This window comes from Paenisporosarcina sp. NPDC076907, assembly GCF_050269735.1.
GTDB lineage: Bacteria > Bacillota > Bacilli > Bacillales_A > Planococcaceae > Paenisporosarcina.
This window is the reverse complement of sequence record NZ_JBNNIX010000002.1, coordinates 110,196-128,844: the sequence shown is the minus strand read 5'-3', so window position 1 is coordinate 128,844 and position 18,649 is coordinate 110,196. Positions and strand designations below refer to the sequence as shown.

19 protein-coding genes are annotated in these 18,649 nt (G+C 37.5%); 5 read left to right on the top strand and 14 right to left on the bottom strand.

From position 1 onward, the window contains the following. Positions 1-17: 17 nt before the first annotated feature. The 4 genes from paaA to ACQKEV_RS08225 form a co-directional block, all read right to left on the bottom strand. A complete protein-coding gene (gene paaA, locus ACQKEV_RS08240; protein WP_427446037.1) occupies positions 18-971 on the bottom strand; it encodes a 1,2-phenylacetyl-CoA epoxidase subunit PaaA in 954 nt (317 codons plus the stop codon). A gap of 410 nt (positions 972-1,381) precedes the next feature. Next, complete coding sequence (locus tag ACQKEV_RS08235; RefSeq protein ID WP_427446039.1) at positions 1,382-3,082, bottom strand: M3 family oligoendopeptidase; 1,701 nt, start codon at positions 3,080-3,082, stop codon at positions 1,382-1,384. A 138-nt stretch (positions 3,083-3,220) separates the two neighbouring features. Further along, positions 3,221-3,781 carry an SLOG family protein gene (locus ACQKEV_RS08230; protein ID WP_427446041.1) on the bottom strand — a complete coding sequence of 187 codons (561 nt, stop codon included), beginning with the start codon at positions 3,779-3,781 and terminating at the stop codon, positions 3,221-3,223. 226 nt (positions 3,782-4,007) lie between these two features. Further along, the gene (locus tag ACQKEV_RS08225) at positions 4,008-5,408 is read right to left on the bottom strand and encodes a hypothetical protein (RefSeq protein WP_427446044.1); all 1,401 of its coding nucleotides are present in this window, start codon (positions 5,406-5,408) and stop codon (positions 4,008-4,010) included. Positions 5,409-5,647: 239 nt separating this feature from the next. Here ACQKEV_RS08225 and ACQKEV_RS08220 point away from each other — a divergent pair, with 239 nt between their 5' ends. Then, positions 5,648-6,145, top strand: coding sequence for an N-acetyltransferase family protein (locus tag ACQKEV_RS08220; protein ID WP_427446046.1), 498 nt, complete (start codon positions 5,648-5,650; stop codon positions 6,143-6,145). 252 nt (positions 6,146-6,397) lie between these two features. Here the strand turns inward: ACQKEV_RS08220 and ACQKEV_RS08215 are convergent, their stop codons facing one another. From ACQKEV_RS08215 to ACQKEV_RS08200, 4 genes are all read right to left on the bottom strand, one after another. After that, positions 6,398-7,240, bottom strand: a complete 843-nt coding sequence (locus tag ACQKEV_RS08215) for an aldo/keto reductase (protein ID WP_427446047.1) — start codon at positions 7,238-7,240, stop codon at positions 6,398-6,400. A 305-nt stretch (positions 7,241-7,545) separates the two neighbouring features. Beyond that, a complete protein-coding gene (locus ACQKEV_RS08210) occupies positions 7,546-7,962 on the bottom strand; it encodes a sporulation protein (RefSeq protein ID WP_427446049.1) in 417 nt (138 codons plus the stop codon). A 68-nt stretch (positions 7,963-8,030) separates the two neighbouring features. After that, on the bottom strand, positions 8,031-9,203 hold the full coding sequence (locus ACQKEV_RS08205) for an AI-2E family transporter (protein WP_427446051.1): 1,173 nt from the start codon (positions 9,201-9,203) through the stop codon (positions 8,031-8,033). Between the two features lie 89 nt (positions 9,204-9,292). Next, positions 9,293-10,249: an LCP family protein gene (locus tag ACQKEV_RS08200; RefSeq protein ID WP_427446053.1), complete on the bottom strand. Its 957-nt coding sequence runs from the start codon at positions 10,247-10,249 to the stop codon at positions 9,293-9,295. Between the two features lie 147 nt (positions 10,250-10,396). Between ACQKEV_RS08200 and msrA the strand changes: the two genes are divergently transcribed. Beyond that, positions 10,397-10,915: a peptide-methionine (S)-S-oxide reductase MsrA gene (msrA, locus tag ACQKEV_RS08195; protein WP_427446055.1), complete on the top strand. Its 519-nt coding sequence runs from the start codon at positions 10,397-10,399 to the stop codon at positions 10,913-10,915. 55 nt (positions 10,916-10,970) lie between these two features. Here the strand turns inward: msrA and ACQKEV_RS08190 are convergent, their stop codons facing one another. Beyond that, positions 10,971-12,176: a CynX/NimT family MFS transporter gene (locus ACQKEV_RS08190; protein ID WP_427446057.1), complete on the bottom strand. Its 1,206-nt coding sequence runs from the start codon at positions 12,174-12,176 to the stop codon at positions 10,971-10,973. A gap of 152 nt (positions 12,177-12,328) precedes the next feature. Between ACQKEV_RS08190 and ACQKEV_RS08185 the strand changes: the two genes are divergently transcribed. After that, positions 12,329-12,643 (top strand): hypothetical protein, encoded by a 315-nt coding sequence (locus tag ACQKEV_RS08185; RefSeq protein WP_427446059.1) that lies wholly within the window; start codon positions 12,329-12,331, stop codon positions 12,641-12,643. Here ACQKEV_RS08185 and ACQKEV_RS08180 read toward each other — a convergent pair. Next, on the bottom strand, positions 12,609-13,967 hold the full coding sequence (locus ACQKEV_RS08180; RefSeq protein WP_427446061.1) for a sensor domain-containing diguanylate cyclase: 1,359 nt from the start codon (positions 13,965-13,967) through the stop codon (positions 12,609-12,611). The genes ACQKEV_RS08185 and ACQKEV_RS08180 overlap by 35 nt on opposite strands. Before the next feature lie 54 nt (positions 13,968-14,021). After that, the gene (locus ACQKEV_RS08175; protein ID WP_427446063.1) at positions 14,022-14,633 is read right to left on the bottom strand and encodes an alpha/beta hydrolase; all 612 of its coding nucleotides are present in this window, start codon (positions 14,631-14,633) and stop codon (positions 14,022-14,024) included. A gap of 124 nt (positions 14,634-14,757) precedes the next feature. Here ACQKEV_RS08175 and ACQKEV_RS08170 point away from each other — a divergent pair, with 124 nt between their 5' ends. Beyond that, positions 14,758-16,365 (top strand): ABC-F family ATP-binding cassette domain-containing protein, encoded by a 1,608-nt coding sequence (locus ACQKEV_RS08170; RefSeq protein WP_427446065.1) that lies wholly within the window; start codon positions 14,758-14,760, stop codon positions 16,363-16,365. 39 nt (positions 16,366-16,404) lie between these two features. Here ACQKEV_RS08170 and ACQKEV_RS08165 read toward each other — a convergent pair whose 3' ends face one another. After that, positions 16,405-16,887, bottom strand: coding sequence for a YkvA family protein (locus ACQKEV_RS08165; RefSeq protein ID WP_427446067.1), 483 nt, complete (start codon positions 16,885-16,887; stop codon positions 16,405-16,407). Positions 16,888-16,994: 107 nt separating this feature from the next. On the opposite strand from ACQKEV_RS08165, the gene ACQKEV_RS08160 reads away from it, so the two are divergent. After that, positions 16,995-17,669, top strand: coding sequence for a hypothetical protein (locus ACQKEV_RS08160; RefSeq protein WP_427446069.1), 675 nt, complete (start codon positions 16,995-16,997; stop codon positions 17,667-17,669). 52 nt (positions 17,670-17,721) lie between these two features. On the opposite strand, the gene ACQKEV_RS08155 is transcribed toward ACQKEV_RS08160, so the two are convergent. Further along, positions 17,722-17,922: a cold-shock protein gene (locus tag ACQKEV_RS08155; protein WP_016427303.1), complete on the bottom strand. Its 201-nt coding sequence runs from the start codon at positions 17,920-17,922 to the stop codon at positions 17,722-17,724. A 203-nt stretch (positions 17,923-18,125) separates the two neighbouring features. Further along, positions 18,126-18,431, bottom strand: a complete 306-nt coding sequence (locus ACQKEV_RS08150; protein ID WP_427446072.1) for a DUF1033 family protein — start codon at positions 18,429-18,431, stop codon at positions 18,126-18,128. Positions 18,432-18,649 lie beyond the last annotated feature (218 nt).

The following is an 18,649-nucleotide window of genomic DNA, read 5'->3' as shown; positions in this document are numbered from 1 at the left end:
TCCCCTGACTCCTCTCTTTAACTGATAGTTGCGCTGAGTGCATCACGGACCCATGAATTATATTCATAAGAATGACGACGTAAATTCAGTCTCGCTTCCGAACGTTGTCCCTGATTTTTTATGATTTTTTTGAATTCATTCCAGTCTGGTTGCTGATACGACCATAAATTGCTGTCTTTGTCGTAACGAAGTGTTGGATCAGGTATGGTCAATCCCAATGAAATTATTCGAGGTATATATTTATCAAAGAAAATCTGTCTGAACTCTTCATTTGTTTTTGTCCGGATTTTATATTTGATCGTCAAGTCTTGTTTGGATGAACCCGTCGTTTCTTTACTCGCTGGGCCAAAGAACATAAGAAGAGGTTCCCACCATCTATTCAACGCCTCTTGAATCATAGCCTTTTGTTGATCAGTTCCTTCTGCTAACGCCATGATTATTGATTCACCGTGCTGTGCATGGAAAACTTCTTCAGCGCAAATACGTTGAAGTGCTCTGGCGTAAGGACCGTACGAAGCCTTCAGCATGTCTGTCTGTGTGATAATCGCCGCTCCGTCAACTAGCCATCCGATAATTCCTGCATCTGCCCACGTTTTCGTTTCCATATGGAAGACATTATGAAATTTCAAATCTCCATTAAATAAATCCTGCATTAAATCTGCACGATTTTTGTCATAAGGTTTTAATAAGTCTTCAGTTACCCGTAAGAGGAGCTGGCCATGACCCATTTCATCCTGAACTTTTGCCATAATGCCAAGTTTTCTATAAAGTGACGGCGCTTTAGGAACCCATTCTTTCTCTGGTAGAGCCCCCATAATTTCACTCATCCCATGCATTGAAATCAATTTGATTAATGTCTGTCTGTAATCTTCAGGCATCCAATCATCTGCTTCGATTTTTTCTCCAGCTTCAATACGCTGCATAAAGTTCGTGAACTGATTTTCTTCAGAGACCGTGTTAAAACTCGCCATTCCAACTCCTCCTTTGTTTAATATATGTGTTTGTATTCTCTGACATAACAATTACATTACGGATATATGAACACACGTTATGTATAAGGTTTTTATTCCGCTCATTAGATTAAATTATGTAGATGTTAATCACGGCTATATAAAAAAATTGCTCTATTTCCTAAATGTAATGTTGAATTTAGACAAAGAATCCTTAATCCATTTTAGCGGTAGAATGCTTTATGTTGATTTACATAACATTTTAACAACGATATAAACAAATTTTGTAATATGTTTATAGATTAATAGGGCATTACTAAGAAGTCAACAAAAATCTCTGAAAATTCCAATTAATGAAGAGTATAAAATTTCAAGCACACAAAAACCCGAAGGTCAGGCAGAATCCTGATCTTCGGGTTTTTTGAATGCTCTTATAGTTCCTTATCTTGAATCGAGTTTAACCATTGTTCAATCGGACCGATGACCGATTCAACGCAACCATCTTCAAACGGGGAAATCAAGTTGGCTTCTTTTACAAGGCCAGTAAACGATAGACTTCCACCTATTTTACAAAGATGTACGTAATCAGCCCAAGCTTGATCACGGTCTTCCATCGCACGTTTAAAGAACTGGAATGCACAGATTTGAGCTAATGTATAGTCTATATAATAGAAAGGACTTTGATAGATATGACCTTGGCGCTGCCAGAACCCACCTCGGTTTAAATAATCATTGCCGTCATAATCACGGTGCGGTAAATATTTTTCCTCGAGTTCTCTCCAAGCTTTTTTGCGTTCAGCTGGCGTTGCATCAGGATTTTCATAAACAAAATGTTGGAATTCGTCCACGGCCACTCCATACGGTAAGAATTCAAGTGCTCCGCTTAAATGGGAGAATTTATACTTGTCTGTATCTTCCTTGAAGAAATTCTCCATCCATGGCCAAGTAATGAACTCCATGCTCATCGAGTGAATTTCACATGCTTCGTATGTCGGCCAGTTATATTCAGGAATTTCAAAATGACGACTCAAATACACTTGAAACGCATGACCCGCTTCATGTGTCAGAACATCGATATCTCCAGAAGTACCGTTGAAGTTAGAGAAGATGTAAGGTGCTTTGTATTCTTCAATATATGAACAATATCCACCGCTCGCTTTCCCTTTTTTCGCAACAAGATCCATCAAGTTGTTATCAATCATGAAATCAAAGAATTCACTTGTTTCCGGAGACAATTCATCATACATCTTCTTACCACCTTCAATAATCCACTCAGGAGAACCTTTCGGTGTGGCATTTCCAGATTTGTAATTGATTGATTCATCGTAGTATTTAAATTCGTCAACCCCAATACGTGCCTGTTGGCGTTCTTTTAATTTGCCTGCCAAAGGAACAATAAAGTCTTTGACTTGATCCCTGAAGTTTTTCACCATTTTCGCGTCATAATCTGTACGAATCATGCGATAATAACCCAGTTCCACAAAGTTTTTATAACCTAATGTACGGGCAATTTCTGTGCGGACTTTTACTAGATCATCATAAATACGGTCGAGTTGCTCTTCATTTTCAGCGAAAAAGCTAAAGAAGGCATCCTTCGCCCGTTTCCTCATATCACGGTCAGTTGATTCAGTAAATGGCTGCATTTGTGCCAGTGTGCGTTCTTCGTTTTCAAATTGAATTTTTGCAGATGCAATCAATTGTTGGTATTCGGAAGACAGTTTGTTCTCTTTTTGCATCAACGGAATGACTTCTGAAGAAAAAGATTTGATTTGCGCATCCGCAATGGCAAATAATTGAGTGCCCCATTTTTCTTCTAGCTCTTTACGAAAAGATGAGCTTACCAGTGCCTTATAATATTTTGTTACTAAATCATCTACCTTTGGGCTTAGTTCATCAAAGTAATCCTGTTCCGTTTTATAAAATTCATCAGTCGTATCAATGGAATTTCTGATATAAACAATATTCATCATCGTTCCAACCTGATTTCTTATATTGTTGATTAGCTTCATCGCATCACTTTGAGCTTCAACTGTATCAGCAGTCGTAAACTGAACCAATGCATCATTAAACTGTGCTTCAATTTCTTCGAATACAGGTCGTGTATACGTAAAATCCTCAAATTTTGTAACCATTGAAAACCATCCCCTACTTATTTCAAATCGTAATCCGCCGATTATGTGATCGTGTAATTACGTCTACTCATAAATAGTTTACTATTATTTCATTTATGACAACAAGAAAAATTATTTTATTATGAAAGTTAGGTTTATTTATTCAGACCACTGGTTCTGCTGTTCTTCCGTTGCAACCAATTGTAAATCATCTGCAGAAATTGACATGATGTGATAGTCATTTTTCTCTGCATATTTCATAGCCAGTTCTTTCATGAACTTCGGAGAACCTTCATTCTCTTCATCATAAATGATGAGTAGACCGTCAGAATTCCGTATGATGAATTTATTCTTTTCGATAAATTGCCATGGACCTTCATATGGTTTTTTTGTCACACTAGTTTGAAAATCTGCATTCGCACAAATCATTTGATACGTTTCTTTTTTATTATCATTCCAATTCTTTTCTTGCTCAAGAAAAGGAGTGATGATGGCATATTTTAAATCTGGGAATGATTGTTTCAACTCAATGACCAACTGGGCAGCCCATGTTTCAACCCCTAATTGTCCACTGAGAATCACCCATTCCAGACCATCGTCAATCAGTTCCAGCAGGCGATTTTCTAAAGCCTTCTTTATATAACCTACTCCTGGATGTTTATCGTCAAAAACCCCAATTTCATGCTGTTTGTACCCCGTTATGACCAATCTCTTAATCATTTGAAATCCTCCGTGTCACTGACATATCTATGAACTAGTTTAGCATTTATTTGAAACCACAGTATGACTGAAGTAAATACGGACTCCTCATTTTACAATGACTATTTTTATTAGAGGAAATGGGGCAGCACCCAAAAGAATCTTGATGGAAAAGCCAAACAGTCGAGACCACGCAAAAGCGAAGCGCCGAGAAGACTCGACGCTCGACTTAGGAATTATCTAATTCTTATATTAAAAACATGGCTACGATTGTTGTCACAACGAGACCGATTGTTACAGGCAGAAGATTTCTTCTCGCAAGTTCGAATGGATCGACACCACAGATGGCCGCAGCTGGAATAAGTGCCCATGGAACCAACGTACCGCCTCCAACCCATATTGCTGCGATTTGGCCAAGTGCGGTAAGAGTTGCTGCTCCGGCACCTATTGCCGTAGAAAAGATAGTGGCTACCGAACCTACGAGTGAAATGCCGGAAAACCCTGAGCCATCGAGACCAGTTATCGCGCCAACAATTGTCAAAGTAACGGCACCGACTTCTTTACTTAGCGGAACGAGCGAAGCAAGAGCAACTCCAAGGTCATTGACAATTCCGTGAGATGTCTTCGGCAATAGCTCACCTATTATTTTATTAAATCCAGCATCGCCTAGATAGAAGAATGCGGCGATTGGAATGACTGCCCCAAACACTTTAAAACCGAAATGAAAACCTTCGATAAAGTAACTCGTAGCTTTTTCAAGACCTTTATTTTTATGGCTGACCATTGTAATGAGTAAGAGAATAAAAACTGATGTACCGCCTATCAAAGCCGTCGCATCGCCACCCTGCAAATTAAGGATAGACATGGCAATCACATCAAGTGCAAATAGTACAGGAATCAAGAGTGCAAAGAAGCGTTTTTGTCCTGTGGAAAGCAACGTTAATTGATGTTCTGTCGGTTCCGCTGATAGCGTGGTTGTTAATCCTGTTGATGCCGTTAATAGACCTGATTTCAAATCCCGTTTCAAGAAATAAAAAGCGGTAATGGTAGTAACGAGCCCCATTACAATAACTAGAGGAATACTCGCGCTGATGACATCACCTACTGGAAGCCCTGCAGCATCCGCAGTTAGTTTTGGTGCCCCTTGAATAATGAAATCACCTGATAAAGCAATACCATGCCCAAATAGATTCATTGCCATGGCGACCCCAAGTGCAGGTAAACCCACTCGAAGGGCGATTGGAAGCAACACAGCCCCCATTAACGCTACCGCTGGAGACGGCCAGAAAAACCAAGATATGACCATCATTAAAATCCCAATGGTCCAGTAAGCCAGCGCAGGCGTTTTAATGAGTTTCGAAAACGGTGAAATCATCACATCATTGATTCCGGTCGTTGTTAAAACTTTACTCATTGCAACAATGATGGAAATAACCAGTATGGTGGGTAATAATTCTGTAATCGCGAAAATGAAACTGTTGAAAATACTACTGATTGAGCCGCTTAATGATCCGGTGGCTGTAATAGCAATTAGAAAAATACCAATGATACTTACAATGGTCGTATCACGTCTCATCACCATAAAGCCGATAATTAAGAAGATAAATACGACATAAATCCAATGCAACGCTGTTAGTTCAACACCCATTAGATTTCTTCTCCTTTCTTGCATCCTTTTGTTTGAAGACGGGTATCCCCACTTCAAGATGTTCTATAGGATATGTGCAGAAAGAAAAGTGGTTTGAGGAATGCCCAAGAATATAAATATAATTAGCATCGCATTTAGCGATGTATTGTATTAGAAAATTTCCATATTTTCACTATGAAATAAAGTGTAATGTGTAAAATAAAAGAAGAAAAAATAATAAAAAAAAGGAGAGAGATATAATGATAATAAGACAAATTGAAGTTAAGGATGCAGAGGAGCTTTCAAAATTAATTGGTAAAGTTGAAAGCGAATCTCCCTATATGCTCTTTGAAGCAGGTGAAAGAGAAATAAGTTCAGGAAGACAACGACAAAGAATTGAATCAATAAAACAGGAAGATAAGTCAGAAATATTTGTTGCTGAAGAAGACAACAAATTAATAGGATACTTATTTGCTATCGGTGGACAAGCAAATAGAACAAAATACTCTTCCTACATTGTTATTGGTATTTTAAATCAATACAGAGGACAGGGTATTGGGACTAAATTATTTATGGAATTAGAAGAGTGGGCTCTAAACCAGAAGATTCATCGCTTAGAATTAACTGTTATAACTAAAAATGAAGTAGGAGTTGGGCTTTATAAAAAAATGGGTTTCGAAATCGAAGGTATAAAAAGGGATTCGCTTTACATTGACGGCGAATTCGTCGATGAATATTATATGTCTAAGCTTATATAAATTTATACAAGAAAACTATGTGTGGTTTTTTAAATTTGCTAGAAATTTCAACCGATTAACGGTTCGAATTTAGTTATTAATTCACCTAATAAAAGAAGCGTTTTTTATTGAAAACCTGATATTTACATAAAACAAAAGGCTGCTAATTTAATTTCAAATTAGCAGCCTCTTTTGATTATTAATTTAACCTTTGCACCACTTGTTTGTCGTTAGTCTGAACACCACTCTATCAAGCGGTGTGAAAAGGTACGATTAAAAATCAAAGTTATCTGGATCTGGACCTACACGTTTATTTTCATTTAGTGAAGAAATTTTCTCCATTTCTTCAGCTGACAGTTCAAAATCAAAAATAGATGCATTTTCAACAATTCGATGTTCATTAATTGATTTCGGAATGGTCACAACATCATTTTGAAGATCCCAACGCAAGATAATTTGAGCAACGGATTTACCTTTAGCATCAGCGATTTCTTTTAGTTTTTCTTCTTCGAGTAATTGACCTTGCATAAGAGGCGACCAGGCTTCAAATTGAATATGGTTTTGTTGGCAAAACGCACGCAGGTCTTCTTGAGTCAATTTAGGGTGATACTCAACTTGGTTGACCATCGGGACGATTGTTGCGTCTTTCATTACATCCTGCAGATGATGAATATGGAAGTTACTGACTCCGATTGCTTTTACGCGGTCTTCTTTATAAAGTGTTTCAAGTGCACGCCATGTGTCCTTATATTTCCCTTCGACTGGCCAATGAATTAAGTAAAGATCTAGATATTTTAAGCCTAATTTCTTCAGACTTGTTTCATAGGCTTCCAAAGTCGATTCATATCCGAAATCTGCATTCCACACTTTCGATGTGATAAATAATTCTTCACGTGAAATTCCGGCTGCTTTCATTCCTTGACGAATTCCTTCACCCACACCTTCTTCATTTTGATAAACAGCTGCAGTGTCTATGCTGCGATAACCTTTTGAAATTGCCGTTTTCACAGCCTCGATTACTTCTGTTCCTTCTTCCACTTTAAAAACGCCTAAGCCGAACCACGGCATTTTAACGCCATTATGTAAAGTTGTACAAGCTTGTAAATCGTTTTTCATATTAATAAATCCTCCTCTTTCTACATATTATTACCCTTTCCCATTCTCTCGTTTTTTAATGAACACTTCAAATAATTGAACTTAACAATTCTATTTATCATTTAATAATTTAAGGTTTCCTTAGAAAAGACTATCTTTTAAATACATTTGCAATATGCAACTTAATCAAAGTGATTAAACTTGCATAATACAACAATACAACAATACTTGTAATAAGCAAATAATTATGAGTGAATATTGTTGCAATTCGCAACTATAAGCCAAAAGAAAAACCACTCCTCATTTATAAGGAATGGTTCCAATTTTTACACTAAATCCTTACCGTATACAATTTCGTCTTCGTCCCTTACATCCACAGCATTAATAATATGTATAGATGTTCGTAAATACAGTTTTGCGGTTTCATCAGTGGATTCCCATCTTTCATCCGGCATCATTTCAAAAGGTACCATACGGGTTTCTTTTGATTTGACTGATCCAACCATTTCTATTGTGTGTTTAGCCACACACTCTTCAGTTACGTCAAAATCACTATCTTCACGGTGCCCTTCTTTTCGCATTAATACTTCCAGTTTAATAAATTCAATAACCTGTTCGCTTTGACCACCATCAATATAAATTTTTCCTGATAGTGATTCACCATGAGCAATTTCAGGTTTGTCGACAATCGTATCGACTTTCATCGTACCAATTCCGATTGTGGACAAAAACTTTTTCAACATCATTTCTTCCTCCCTGTCATTTCGAAACCATTACACCCATCTTGTTATCATTTTACTTAAAACAATTTTTAATCATAATGATGATCCAGTTCAGTTTCATGTCGATTATATCTACGCTTAAATAATTTATACATATGCGTGATTAACACTTTAAGTAAAGCATACCCTGGAATTCCTAAAATTACGCCAGGAACGCCAAACAATGAACCGGCCGTCAACAATACGAAAATAATCGTAATTGGATGTATATGTAGTGATTTACCCATAATTTGGGGAGAAATAAACTTCCCTTCCACTAATTGTACAACTGTCCATACTAAAGCCAATTTCACTAGCATAAATGGTGCAGTTGCGATCGCGATAACAGCTGCCGGGATAATCGCAATAATTGGCCCTAAATATGGCACGACACTCGTAATCATAGCCAGGACGCCTAAAAGTAATGCATAGTCCATTCCGATGATGAGAAATCCGATAAACACCATACATCCAATGCAAATGGCGACCAGAATTTGCCCTTGAATATACGCGCTGATTTGTTTGTCTGCATCTTTCATGACTTGAAGTGCATCTTCTCTCATCCGTGGAGGTAATAAGTTAAGAATATATTGTGGTAACTTTTCTCCGTCTTTCAGCAAGTAAAACAGGATAAATGGAACTGTCACAATTGCCAGTATTAGTCCGGTAAGTGTGGAGATTACTTTTCCGATTCCATTCGCTACTCCTCCAACAGCATTTTGGAGTGTGTTGCCAATATTTTCTGGAAGTTGCTGCATTAGTTTTTCTACATCAAATTCCAGATTTAAATAATAACTTGAAAATATAGATGTCCGTAAAAACATATCCGCATCGATCACAAGTTTCTTGAAATATTCAGGGAAATCTTGAATCAAATTCGTTAACTGCGTTTTCAAAAATGGAAACACCAAAACAATTAATAATGTAAGAAGTCCGATTAACGCCAAGAAAATAATAAGAATGCCCCATATTTTCGGTATTTTCACACGCATCAATAGCTGCAGCAATGGCCGGAAAAGATAATACCCGATGGTTGCTAAAATGACAGGCAAGACAACATTCGCTAATAGCACTTGCATTGGATAGAAAACAAACGAAACGATATCGAAGATCCAAATAATCAAACCCAGTAATAGAATCAACAGCATTAAAAAAAGTGTGTTCCTTCCCCCTAGAAAATGAATGAATCTAGTAGAAAAAAAAGAAGGTTTTTCTGGTTGCATCTCATGTCCCCACTTTCGAATTCTCATAATCTTAAGACAGATTAGGATAAATTTAATTCTACAGGAAAATTGCGTTGATAATCAATTTATCAACGCAATCGCATCCCAAGAAATTCACTTAAAGCCTGTTTGTTTTCATCAACATTTATTTCTATGACAGAACCTACCCCTGGATAAGAACCATAATCATAACTATGTTCTACAGGAATCGTCATTTTATTAATGTCTACTCCCCCACTAAAAGCAAGGCTTAGAACACGTTTGACTTCTTCGCTGGATGAATAATCAGATTGGACATACCCTTGAATAGCCCCTGCAAATTTTGGGTAATTGACAGAATTTGTAGGACTTAGTATTTCATCCTTTAGTGCTTCCATTACTTTCTGCTGTCTTGCAACTCGGCCGAAATCGCCTTCAGCATCCGCACGGAACCTTGCATATCCTAAGAGTTCTTTTCCATTTAACTGCTGAACTCCAGGTTCAAGTGATACACCTATTTTCTCTGACATTGCCTTTTCGACTTCTATTTCAACACCATTTGGTGCGACAATGTCAACCAGTGACTCAAAGCTTTTAAAATCTATGAGCGCGTAATGATGGATTGGTACTCCAAACATACTTGAAATCGTATCTTTAACAAGTTGTACGCCATCCAGGTAGTAAGCTGTATTCAACTTATCGGATTTGTACCCTGGAATTTGAGCATAAATATCCCGCATGAATGATACTACATTTACTTCATCGGTTTCTTTATTCCACGAAACAAGCATCATCGTGTCTGTGCGTGATTGTTCCTCTCCTCGAGTATCGACACCCAATACTAAAATATTTTCGATGGCTGGGTTTTTCACATCAAGTGGATCACCTGTAAACTCGACATTGTTTTTTTCTTTATGGGAAGCCAGCTCTTGACCAGCTTTGAATTGAACGACCGAATATATGGCGATTCCTATAAAAGCTAAAAATAATACAGTCATAAAAAATCGACCATACCGAAACTTTCTTTTCTTTCTCATGGAACGAAGATTTGGAACTTGTTCTTCCAAAACGCTCCCCCCTTTCTTTCACTTTCGTATAATAGAACGATTTAGGACCAAAAAGGTTGCTTTTTTATCTCCTCAATCATAGTTGTTGAGCCATGATGATGCAAGTGCTACAATACGGTTTATGCACGTTTGAGAGGAGTTTTATAAATGGAAAGAGCTACATTTGCAGGCGGTTGTTTTTGGTGTATGGTCAAACCCTTTGATCAATGGGACGGAATAGAATCCGTAATATCCGGATATATGGGTGGACATGTCGAAAATCCTACTTATGAAGACGTTAAAAAAGGCGATTCAGGCCATCTAGAAGTGGTACAAATTCAATTTGACCCTTCCATCTTTACATATGAACAACTACTTGAGATCTTCTGGCAGCAAATTGACCCGACAGATGATGGCGGTCAATTCCAAGATCGTGGAGAATCTTATAAAACAGCGATTTTTACACATTCCGATAAACAACTAGAATTGGCTAATAAGTCGAAACAAGCACTTGCAGAAAGTGGGCGATTCTCTAAACCAATCGTTACACCAATTCGTTCTGCGGAAACGTTTTATATCGCGGAAGATTATCACCAGGATTACTATAAAAAAGAACCGGATCATTACACAGAAGATCGCGCAATGTCCGGACGTGACGAATTCATCCAAGAGAATTGGAAGAAGTAATTCGATTTCTAGCCTTGCGGATGCAAGGCTTTTTTATTTGCTTTGTTTATCAAAACTATTGTTTATCGTTGACAAGAGCTTTTACATTCCCTTTATTTAACAGGACTGTGACCACAAACATTCCCACAATCAAAACAAGCATCACATAGTAAGTCATTTGATGCGTTCCACTCCAATCGTACAAAATCCCGATTGCTAAAGGAACAAGTCCTCCCATAATAAACCCACCTGTTTGCACCATTGCCGTCCATGCATTTGCTTCAAATGCATCCGTCGTTTCATCCAAAGGCAATAATAATGCAAGTGGGAACAATCCGCCAAGAGTTAAGCCTAACAGAATAGATGCCGGCCAGATCAGCGCAACATTTCCTGTTAACAATAGGACAATACCGATGGTTCCAATAAAGAGCGAAGAATAAATCCAGAAAGACCGATTCGGAAATTTCTCAAGCAACAAAGGAATAAAGATGTTGGCGACAATTTGTGATACGGTCAAAACACTGATTACCGATCCTGCTTCAATCACATTAAACCCTAATTCACTTGCAGCTGATGCAAGCCATGTAGTCAATGAGAAAAATAATGAAGCTTGAAAACCAAAGAATAATAAAATGAGCCAAGCCCTCGAATTTGTCCATGGAGATCGGAATGAAGTTACGATTTGCTTCCGTTCAATTTCGATTGTGGCTTCATTTTTTTCAGGTTTCATTGCAACGAACCATACCAAGTACGCCAATAAAGCCAAGGAAGACCAGAATGCAAGTGCATACTCCCATTCTTCACCGATTGATACATATAATACACCCGTTAAACCAGCACTCAATGTTGCACCTGCACCCATTCCAAGAGAATATACGCCAATTGCGGAAGCTGTTCGGGTAGGGAATTTTTCTTTAATTAACGACGAAAGAATTGGTCCGATAATTGCAATGGCTACACCTATTACAAAAGCGGTAACTAGAAGAGATACGTAATCATTAAGCCATGCTCGGACCAAGGTAAGAAGACCGATTAAAGCAATTAATAATGAAATGCCTCTTTTTTGCCCAAATTTATTGAGCCAATGTACAGCTAGTGGAGCAAATAATCCCATACAAATCACAGGTACTGCAGTTAACAAACTGACTTCACTGTTCGTTAGATTCAAATCGTTACGGATAGTATCCAACAAAGGTCCAATTGAAGTAACAGCTGGTCGTAAATTTAAGGCGATTAAAAAGATGGCAATTAATAATGATGTCATTGATTTATGGGGATTCATGATCTCAGTCCTTCTATTATTTAAATTGTTCTATAATAAGTAATATCATATCAGACGTCAGACCACAACAATGTGATTGTCACTTTTAACACATGCAAACTTGTGTTCCCTTTCTGAAATTTGTACAATAAATTATGAAAGGATGACTTATTTTGAAACTTATTCAATGGAGTTATACGAAAAGATATCAAGTGAAGGCCATTTTTGATGAATTTCCAGATATGATTCTCATTTTCAGAACGATAGGTTCCTATTATTTTGTCTTTACTACCAAAGGATCCGTCGCCGATCGATACCCAACGAGAAAAGATTATGTTGAAATGGAACTACTAATAAATGAGGAATTACAGACTTTGCCTGCCTATATCAATCGCAAGTCTTCACTCGAAATGAGATGGGTTGAAGCATGGCTAAGAAAAAAAGAACTTCCACTTAAGCAATTGGAAGTCCTTCCTTATAAAGAATAATTTGTTTACGCCCAAGTGACTTGGCCAAATATAACGCTTGATCAGCATGTCTCAATAAGTTTTCTCGCGACTGCTGAAACGTGTATTCATATACACCCGCCGAAAATGATAACTTGACTGAATCCATGCGGTATTTCAACAAATCGGCTGTGCAGCAATCTTGTAAGGAAAGCAATTGTTTTCTCGTTTCCTGCCCATCGCTATTATGGAAAAGGATAATAAATTCTTCCCCACCCCATCGAGCAACGATATTAGGTTCACTAATTCGGCCTTTTAAGAGATTGGCAAACGTTTGAAGAGCAATGTCTCCAAATGTATGTCCATATCGATCATTGATGTTCTTGAAATGATCCAAATCCAATATCGCTAAAGTGAAAGGTTGCCCATGTACTTCAAATCGTTTTTGGGCTTCCTTGATTTCCTCGACCATTTTTCGCCGATTAAACAGTGTCGTTAAGTGATCGGTAATTGAAAGTTCTTTTACTTCCTCAACCAAACGTTCCAATTCCTCGTTACGCTTATGTAATAAATTTTCTATTTCTTTCCTCTCGGTAATATCGATATGAGTTCCAATCATGCGCTTGGCAATTCCCCGTCGATCTCTCTTTACAGCTTTTCCTCTATCCAAAATCCAACGGTATGTTCCATCAGCGTGCAATAAACGATGTTCAGATTCAAAAATTTCTGTTTTATTTTGAAGATGTTCTTTTATCTCCGAATCGACTTTTGAGACATCTTGAGGATGTATTCGTTTACGCCATTCACTGAATTCATTCGGCAACTCGTGTTCTTCATAACCGAGCATTTTCTTCCAATGTTTTGAAAAATAAACTTCATTGCTTTGAAAGTCCCAATCCCAGACACCTTCCCTCGCACTATCAATAGCTGTCGCCCATCGATGTTCAAGGGTTATATGCATATTCAGCTCTTTTTGAATTTCCGTTTGATCAAATAAATATGAATATATCGAACTTTCATTACCTGTTTGGTCCTGTTTAATGTATGTATAAGATTTAATGAATCGAATGTCTCCATCTTTAGAATAAATCCGGTAGGAAGATTCCCAGAATGGACTTTTGGAAGTGATGCGTTGTTTCATGATGATTTGAAACTTTTGACGATCTTCTTCGAAAATAATGGATAGTAAAGGGATGGAGCCTGATATCATTTCTTCAGGCTCATACCCAAAAATTCTCTGTACATTCGGTGTTATATGTTTAACTTCTTGTTTTCCTTCATCCATTACCCAGTGCATAAAAATTACAGGTCCATTCCAAGTCATTTCTTGAAATGATGTTTCAAATACTTGTTCCATATTACCCATAATATACCACCTCACTCATGCCTTAGTATAACTGAAAGTACTAAATATGGCTACCTAAATTGAGTTATACCAATTATGAGCTTGTTGTACTTCTTCCATCGTTAATTGATGCCCATTGCTGTACCAATAATCCTGGACATCTGCGCCGTTAGCACGCAATACATCAATTAATTCCTGTGTTTCATTTTTAGGAATGATAGGGTCATTTAATCCTGCCCCTATAAAGATTTGTGCATGACTTAATTCATGAACGGGTTGGTTCCGATAAGGTACCATTGCATGGAATAAAATCGAACGATCCAATATTTTTTCATGTTTCATCAATAAAGTCGCTGCAATATTGGCCCCGTTGGAATAACCGATTGCTGTCACGAGTTCACTGTTAGGCGCATAATGCAAAAGAGCATCTTTTAAGAAAAGATGGAGTTGTTCAGCTCGGAAAAACAAATCCTCCTCATCAAAAACACCTTCAGCTAATCTTCTGAAGTATCGGGGCATACCGCCTTCCAATACATTTCCGCGAACTCCAAGTATGGATGCTGTGGAATCAATATGTTTTCCTACATTAATCAGATCGTGTTCGTTTCCACCAGTGCCATGTAGCAAAATTAGGACTTTTTTTGGATCTGTTCCTTCAATGAAGATATGTTGATGTATCTCTTTCATAAATATCCCCTCCCTGAAATAATCATATCTTGAATTCGAGATATTTTCCACTGTGAAAGTTTGAGCATTCTTGGTGGCATTCATGGTATAATTGAAGCATTGTGAAAAATAAGGAGGTACAAGCATGATTGCTGTAAGTAATGTAAGTCTACGCTTCGGAGATCGTAAGCTTTTCGAAGACGTCAATATAAAATTCAACCCAGGTAACTGTTACGGACTAATTGGTGCAAACGGTGCTGGAAAATCTACATTTATTAAAATATTATCAGGTGACATTGATACGCAAGAAGGTAATGTCATCATGAACCCGAACGAACGTATGGCTGTCCTAAAACAAAATCACTTTGAATATGAAGAGTATCCTGTTTTGGAAACAGTTATGATGGGCCATAAACGTTTGTATGAAGTAATGAACGAAAAGAACGCCATTTATATGAAAGAAGATTTCTCTGATGAAGACGGCATGCGCGCAGCTGAACTCGAAGGTGAATTTGCTGATATGAATGGATGGGAAGCGGAATCTGAAGCAGCTATTCTCCTTCAAGGTTTGGGCATTGGCGAAGAATTCCACGCAAAAAAAATGGCTGATTTAACTGGTTCTGAAAAAGTGAAAGTGCTTTTGGCACAAGCTTTATTCGGCAAGCCAGATGTTCTTTTACTCGATGAGCCTACTAACCATCTGGACTTAAAAGCAATTCAATGGTTGGAAGAATTCTTAATTAACTTCGAAAACACGGTTATCGTTGTTTCCCATGACCGTCACTTCTTGAATAAAGTTTGTACGCATATCGCTGATCTTGATTTTGGTAAAATTCAAGTGTATGTCGGAAACTATGATTTCTGGTATGAATCAAGTCAATTAGCCCTTAAAATGTCTCAAGACCAAAACAGCAAAAAAGAAGAAAAAATTAAAGAACTTCAAGCATTCATTGCTCGTTTCAGTGCGAATGCATCGAAGTCTAAACAAGCTACTTCCCGTAAAAAAATGTTGGATAAAATCGAATTGGACGATATCCGACCATCTTCACGTAAATATCCATATGTAAACTTCCAAATGGGCCGTGACATCGGAAATGATGTATTGTCAGTTCAAGGCATTACAATGGAACATGAAGGCCAAACATTATTTAAAAACATCCATTTCTCCGTAAATAAAGATGACAAAATCATCTTAATCGGAGATCCAATTGCCAAATCATCTTTACTACGTGTATTGGCTGAAGAAGTGCAACCTATTGAAGGTTCTATTCGTTGGGGTGTCACAACAACTCGTACTTACTTCCCTATCGACTACAGTGAATACTTCACTGGAAAAGAAAATTCTTTAGTTGATTGGTTACGTCAATATTCACCAGACGACGAAAGCGAAACATTCTTACGTGGGTTCCTTGGACGTATGTTGTTCTCTGGCGAAGAAGTGAAGAAAAAACCAGCTGTACTATCAGGTGGAGAAAAAGTTCGTTGTATGCTATCAAAAATGATGTTAGCCAATGCCAACGTTTTATTGCTGGATGAACCGACTAACCACTTAGACTTGGAATCGATACAAGCGTTAAATAACGGTTTGATTGCATTCAAAGGCGCTATGATTTTCACATCTCATGACCATCAGTTCATTCAAACGATTGCCAATCGTGTCATAGAAATTATGCCTGACGGATCAATTTTGGATAAACAATTATCATTTGATGAATTTTTGGAGTGGAAAGAAGCTCAAGGAATTAAATCATAATATAGATAAAAGTGCGAAGGAAATCTCCTTCGCACTTTTTTATTTTGACTTTTTGATAAATCGACCAAGAAGTGAACGTGCAGGTAATTTGCCGAGCACCCCATCGCTGGTTTCAGAAATTTTCTTTAAGGCATCCAGTAACTTTTGATCTCCAACCCAGTGTTCTTCCAATATTTCAGGAGAAAATTTATTCAATAGCATATTTACTACAAACGTGGCTACGATGATGTCATCCATAAATCCACCTGGCCCAATCAAACCTTCGGGTATTACATCAATGGGTGCGATAAAATACAATATACCACTTCCGATTAATGCTTTGCTTTTACCGTCAATCCGTTGATCCAACATGGATTTAGTCAATAAATGAAACAAATCGGGTGCAAATAATAAATAGGGCGCAATTTTGCTTGCACTTCCGTGGGATTCTAAATAAGAAGTAATTTTCCCGCGTAATTTTTCATAAAAGTCCTGTTGTTTTTGTGGTGTCGGTAGTTCCTGTTTAAGTTCATATTGCGTCATAATCATTCTCCTTCCATACCAGTTACTATACCAAAAAAACAGATTATTGAAACGTTTCGACACTTACATTCGTCAACTGTATAAATGACTTGATTGGAGGTTGCTTTATGTCGGCATTCAGATTTCTTGGTCTCATGGTACTTTTGCTCCTATTTAGTGCTTGCGGGGAAAATTCAGCAGTTGAAACTCCTACCGACACAGTAAATACATCTAAAGATGAAGAAACTCAAGAAGTTGTTAAGGAAGAATCCAAAACTCCAATTGAAGAAAAGATTGAACTTAAGAATTTCTTTATGCGTGATGGAGCGGTTGCTAGTTATTTAGGAGAAGGCAATGAATATGCCAGCTATCAAGCCCGCACACAATGGCATAACGATGATACGGTTTCAATCTATGAGGACAACGGAGGGACTACCGTAATCCGTACCTATCGAATTACTGAGGGCTCAATTGATTTAATAAAAGAACAAGGTGAATTTTATGAGCAATTTAACCCGACCAATGATGATCTAAAGTCACTGCCGACCCTTTCAACATTCTTAAAGTTGCCTTTGGAAAAAGGAACGACGTTTGATGAGTGGACATTGGTGAATGTCGATCAAATGCTGGAAACACCATTTGAAACGTTTGACGGTGTGATTGTACTCGAAAAAACAGATGATAGCGGAGCAATTCAACGTAAATATTTAGTAGAAGGTTTTGGTGAAGTTAAACGGGAATTTCTGATGAAGGAAAATGATGCAGAATTCATTGTGACTTCTACTCTGGAGACAGTTGAATAAATCAAAAAAGAAGAGGCAATCCGAATATGGATGCCTCTTTTACATTGTAAGATTAGACTTTAGTTACGTTAGCAGCTTGTGGTCCGCGGTTGCCATCAACAACTTCGAACTCAACTTTTTGACCTTCATCCAGTGTTTTGAAGCCATCTCCTTGGATTGCTGAGAAATGAACGAATACATCGTTTTCTCCCTCAATTTCAATGAAACCGAAACCTTTTTCTGAGTTAAACCACTTTACTGTACCTTGTTTCATGAACAAAACCTCCAAAAAAATAAAGTTAACAATCTTGATTATTTCTTGTAAACCTAAAAAACCACATAGTCAACAGTACCAGCAAACGCCGATCACTATCGAAATTATGTGAATTCAGGTCTCCGGTAAAACAATTTCAATTGTTAAGAATATTATATCATTTGCCCAACAACTGTCAATTTTAATATTTGTATTTTCATAGCTTATTCTGTCAATACAATTTGTTTAGGCTTACCATTAACAAGCCATAAAACGCCATGATACGTTTGTAAATCATCGTCACATGCTTCGCAAAACTCTTGTTCATCTTCCGTCCAAAATGCCCAACATGCCCCTTTTTGACAAGCTTCATTTGGATAAGATTTCCTGAATTTTTCAAGCAGCGAAGTCAAATAAATACTCGCTTCCTGATCGTTCGCAAATACCTGTTTTTCTACAATGGTTTCTTCCCAACCACAAAACATCCACCAAGGTTCATATCCAGCTTTCATATAGATGATTTCATTCATGATTATTCCATCCTTTTCTTTCAATCCATAATCTCATTTTAGCAAACGATTTCCTGACGTCTAGTCATTCGCTCCTTTCTCTTTTCACCCTTTCATTCATCTATAAACATCTAAACAATTCGAAATGATTGATAACGGAATAAATTTGATATAAGTTTAGTCTTAACAAGGATGAAACCTTTTGTTGCCTCAACCGTAAGTATTATATAAGAACTCTT

Coding starts and splice junctions, on each gene's coding strand:
- paaA (WP_427446037.1), bottom strand. CDS start 971: ATGGCGAGTTTTAACACGGTCTCTGAAGAAAATCAGTTCACGAACTTT.
- ACQKEV_RS08235 (WP_427446039.1), bottom strand. CDS start 3,082: ATGGTTACAAAATTTGAGGATTTTACGTATACACGACCTGTATTCGAA.
- ACQKEV_RS08230 (WP_427446041.1), bottom strand. CDS start 3,781: ATGATTAAGAGATTGGTCATAACGGGGTACAAACAGCATGAAATTGGG.
- ACQKEV_RS08225 (WP_427446044.1), bottom strand. CDS start 5,408: ATGGGTGTTGAACTAACAGCGTTGCATTGGATTTATGTCGTATTTATC.
- ACQKEV_RS08220 (WP_427446046.1), top strand. CDS start 5,648: ATGATAATAAGACAAATTGAAGTTAAGGATGCAGAGGAGCTTTCAAAA.
- ACQKEV_RS08215 (WP_427446047.1), bottom strand. CDS start 7,240: ATGAAAAACGATTTACAAGCTTGTACAACTTTACATAATGGCGTTAAA.
- ACQKEV_RS08210 (WP_427446049.1), bottom strand. CDS start 7,962: ATGTTGAAAAAGTTTTTGTCCACAATCGGAATTGGTACGATGAAAGTC.
- ACQKEV_RS08205 (WP_427446051.1), bottom strand. CDS start 9,203: ATGCAACCAGAAAAACCTTCTTTTTTTTCTACTAGATTCATTCATTTT.
- msrA (WP_427446055.1), top strand. CDS start 10,397: ATGGAAAGAGCTACATTTGCAGGCGGTTGTTTTTGGTGTATGGTCAAA.
- ACQKEV_RS08190 (WP_427446057.1), bottom strand. CDS start 12,176: ATGAATCCCCATAAATCAATGACATCATTATTAATTGCCATCTTTTTA.
- ACQKEV_RS08180 (WP_427446061.1), bottom strand. CDS start 13,967: ATGGGTAATATGGAACAAGTATTTGAAACATCATTTCAAGAAATGACT.
- ACQKEV_RS08175 (WP_427446063.1), bottom strand. CDS start 14,633: ATGAAAGAGATACATCAACATATCTTCATTGAAGGAACAGATCCAAAA.
- ACQKEV_RS08170 (WP_427446065.1), top strand. CDS start 14,758: ATGATTGCTGTAAGTAATGTAAGTCTACGCTTCGGAGATCGTAAGCTT.
- ACQKEV_RS08165 (WP_427446067.1), bottom strand. CDS start 16,887: ATGACGCAATATGAACTTAAACAGGAACTACCGACACCACAAAAACAA.
- ACQKEV_RS08160 (WP_427446069.1), top strand. CDS start 16,995: ATGTCGGCATTCAGATTTCTTGGTCTCATGGTACTTTTGCTCCTATTT.
- ACQKEV_RS08155 (WP_016427303.1), bottom strand. CDS start 17,922: ATGAAACAAGGTACAGTAAAGTGGTTTAACTCAGAAAAAGGTTTCGGT.
- ACQKEV_RS08150 (WP_427446072.1), bottom strand. CDS start 18,431: ATGAATGAAATCATCTATATGAAAGCTGGATATGAACCTTGGTGGATG.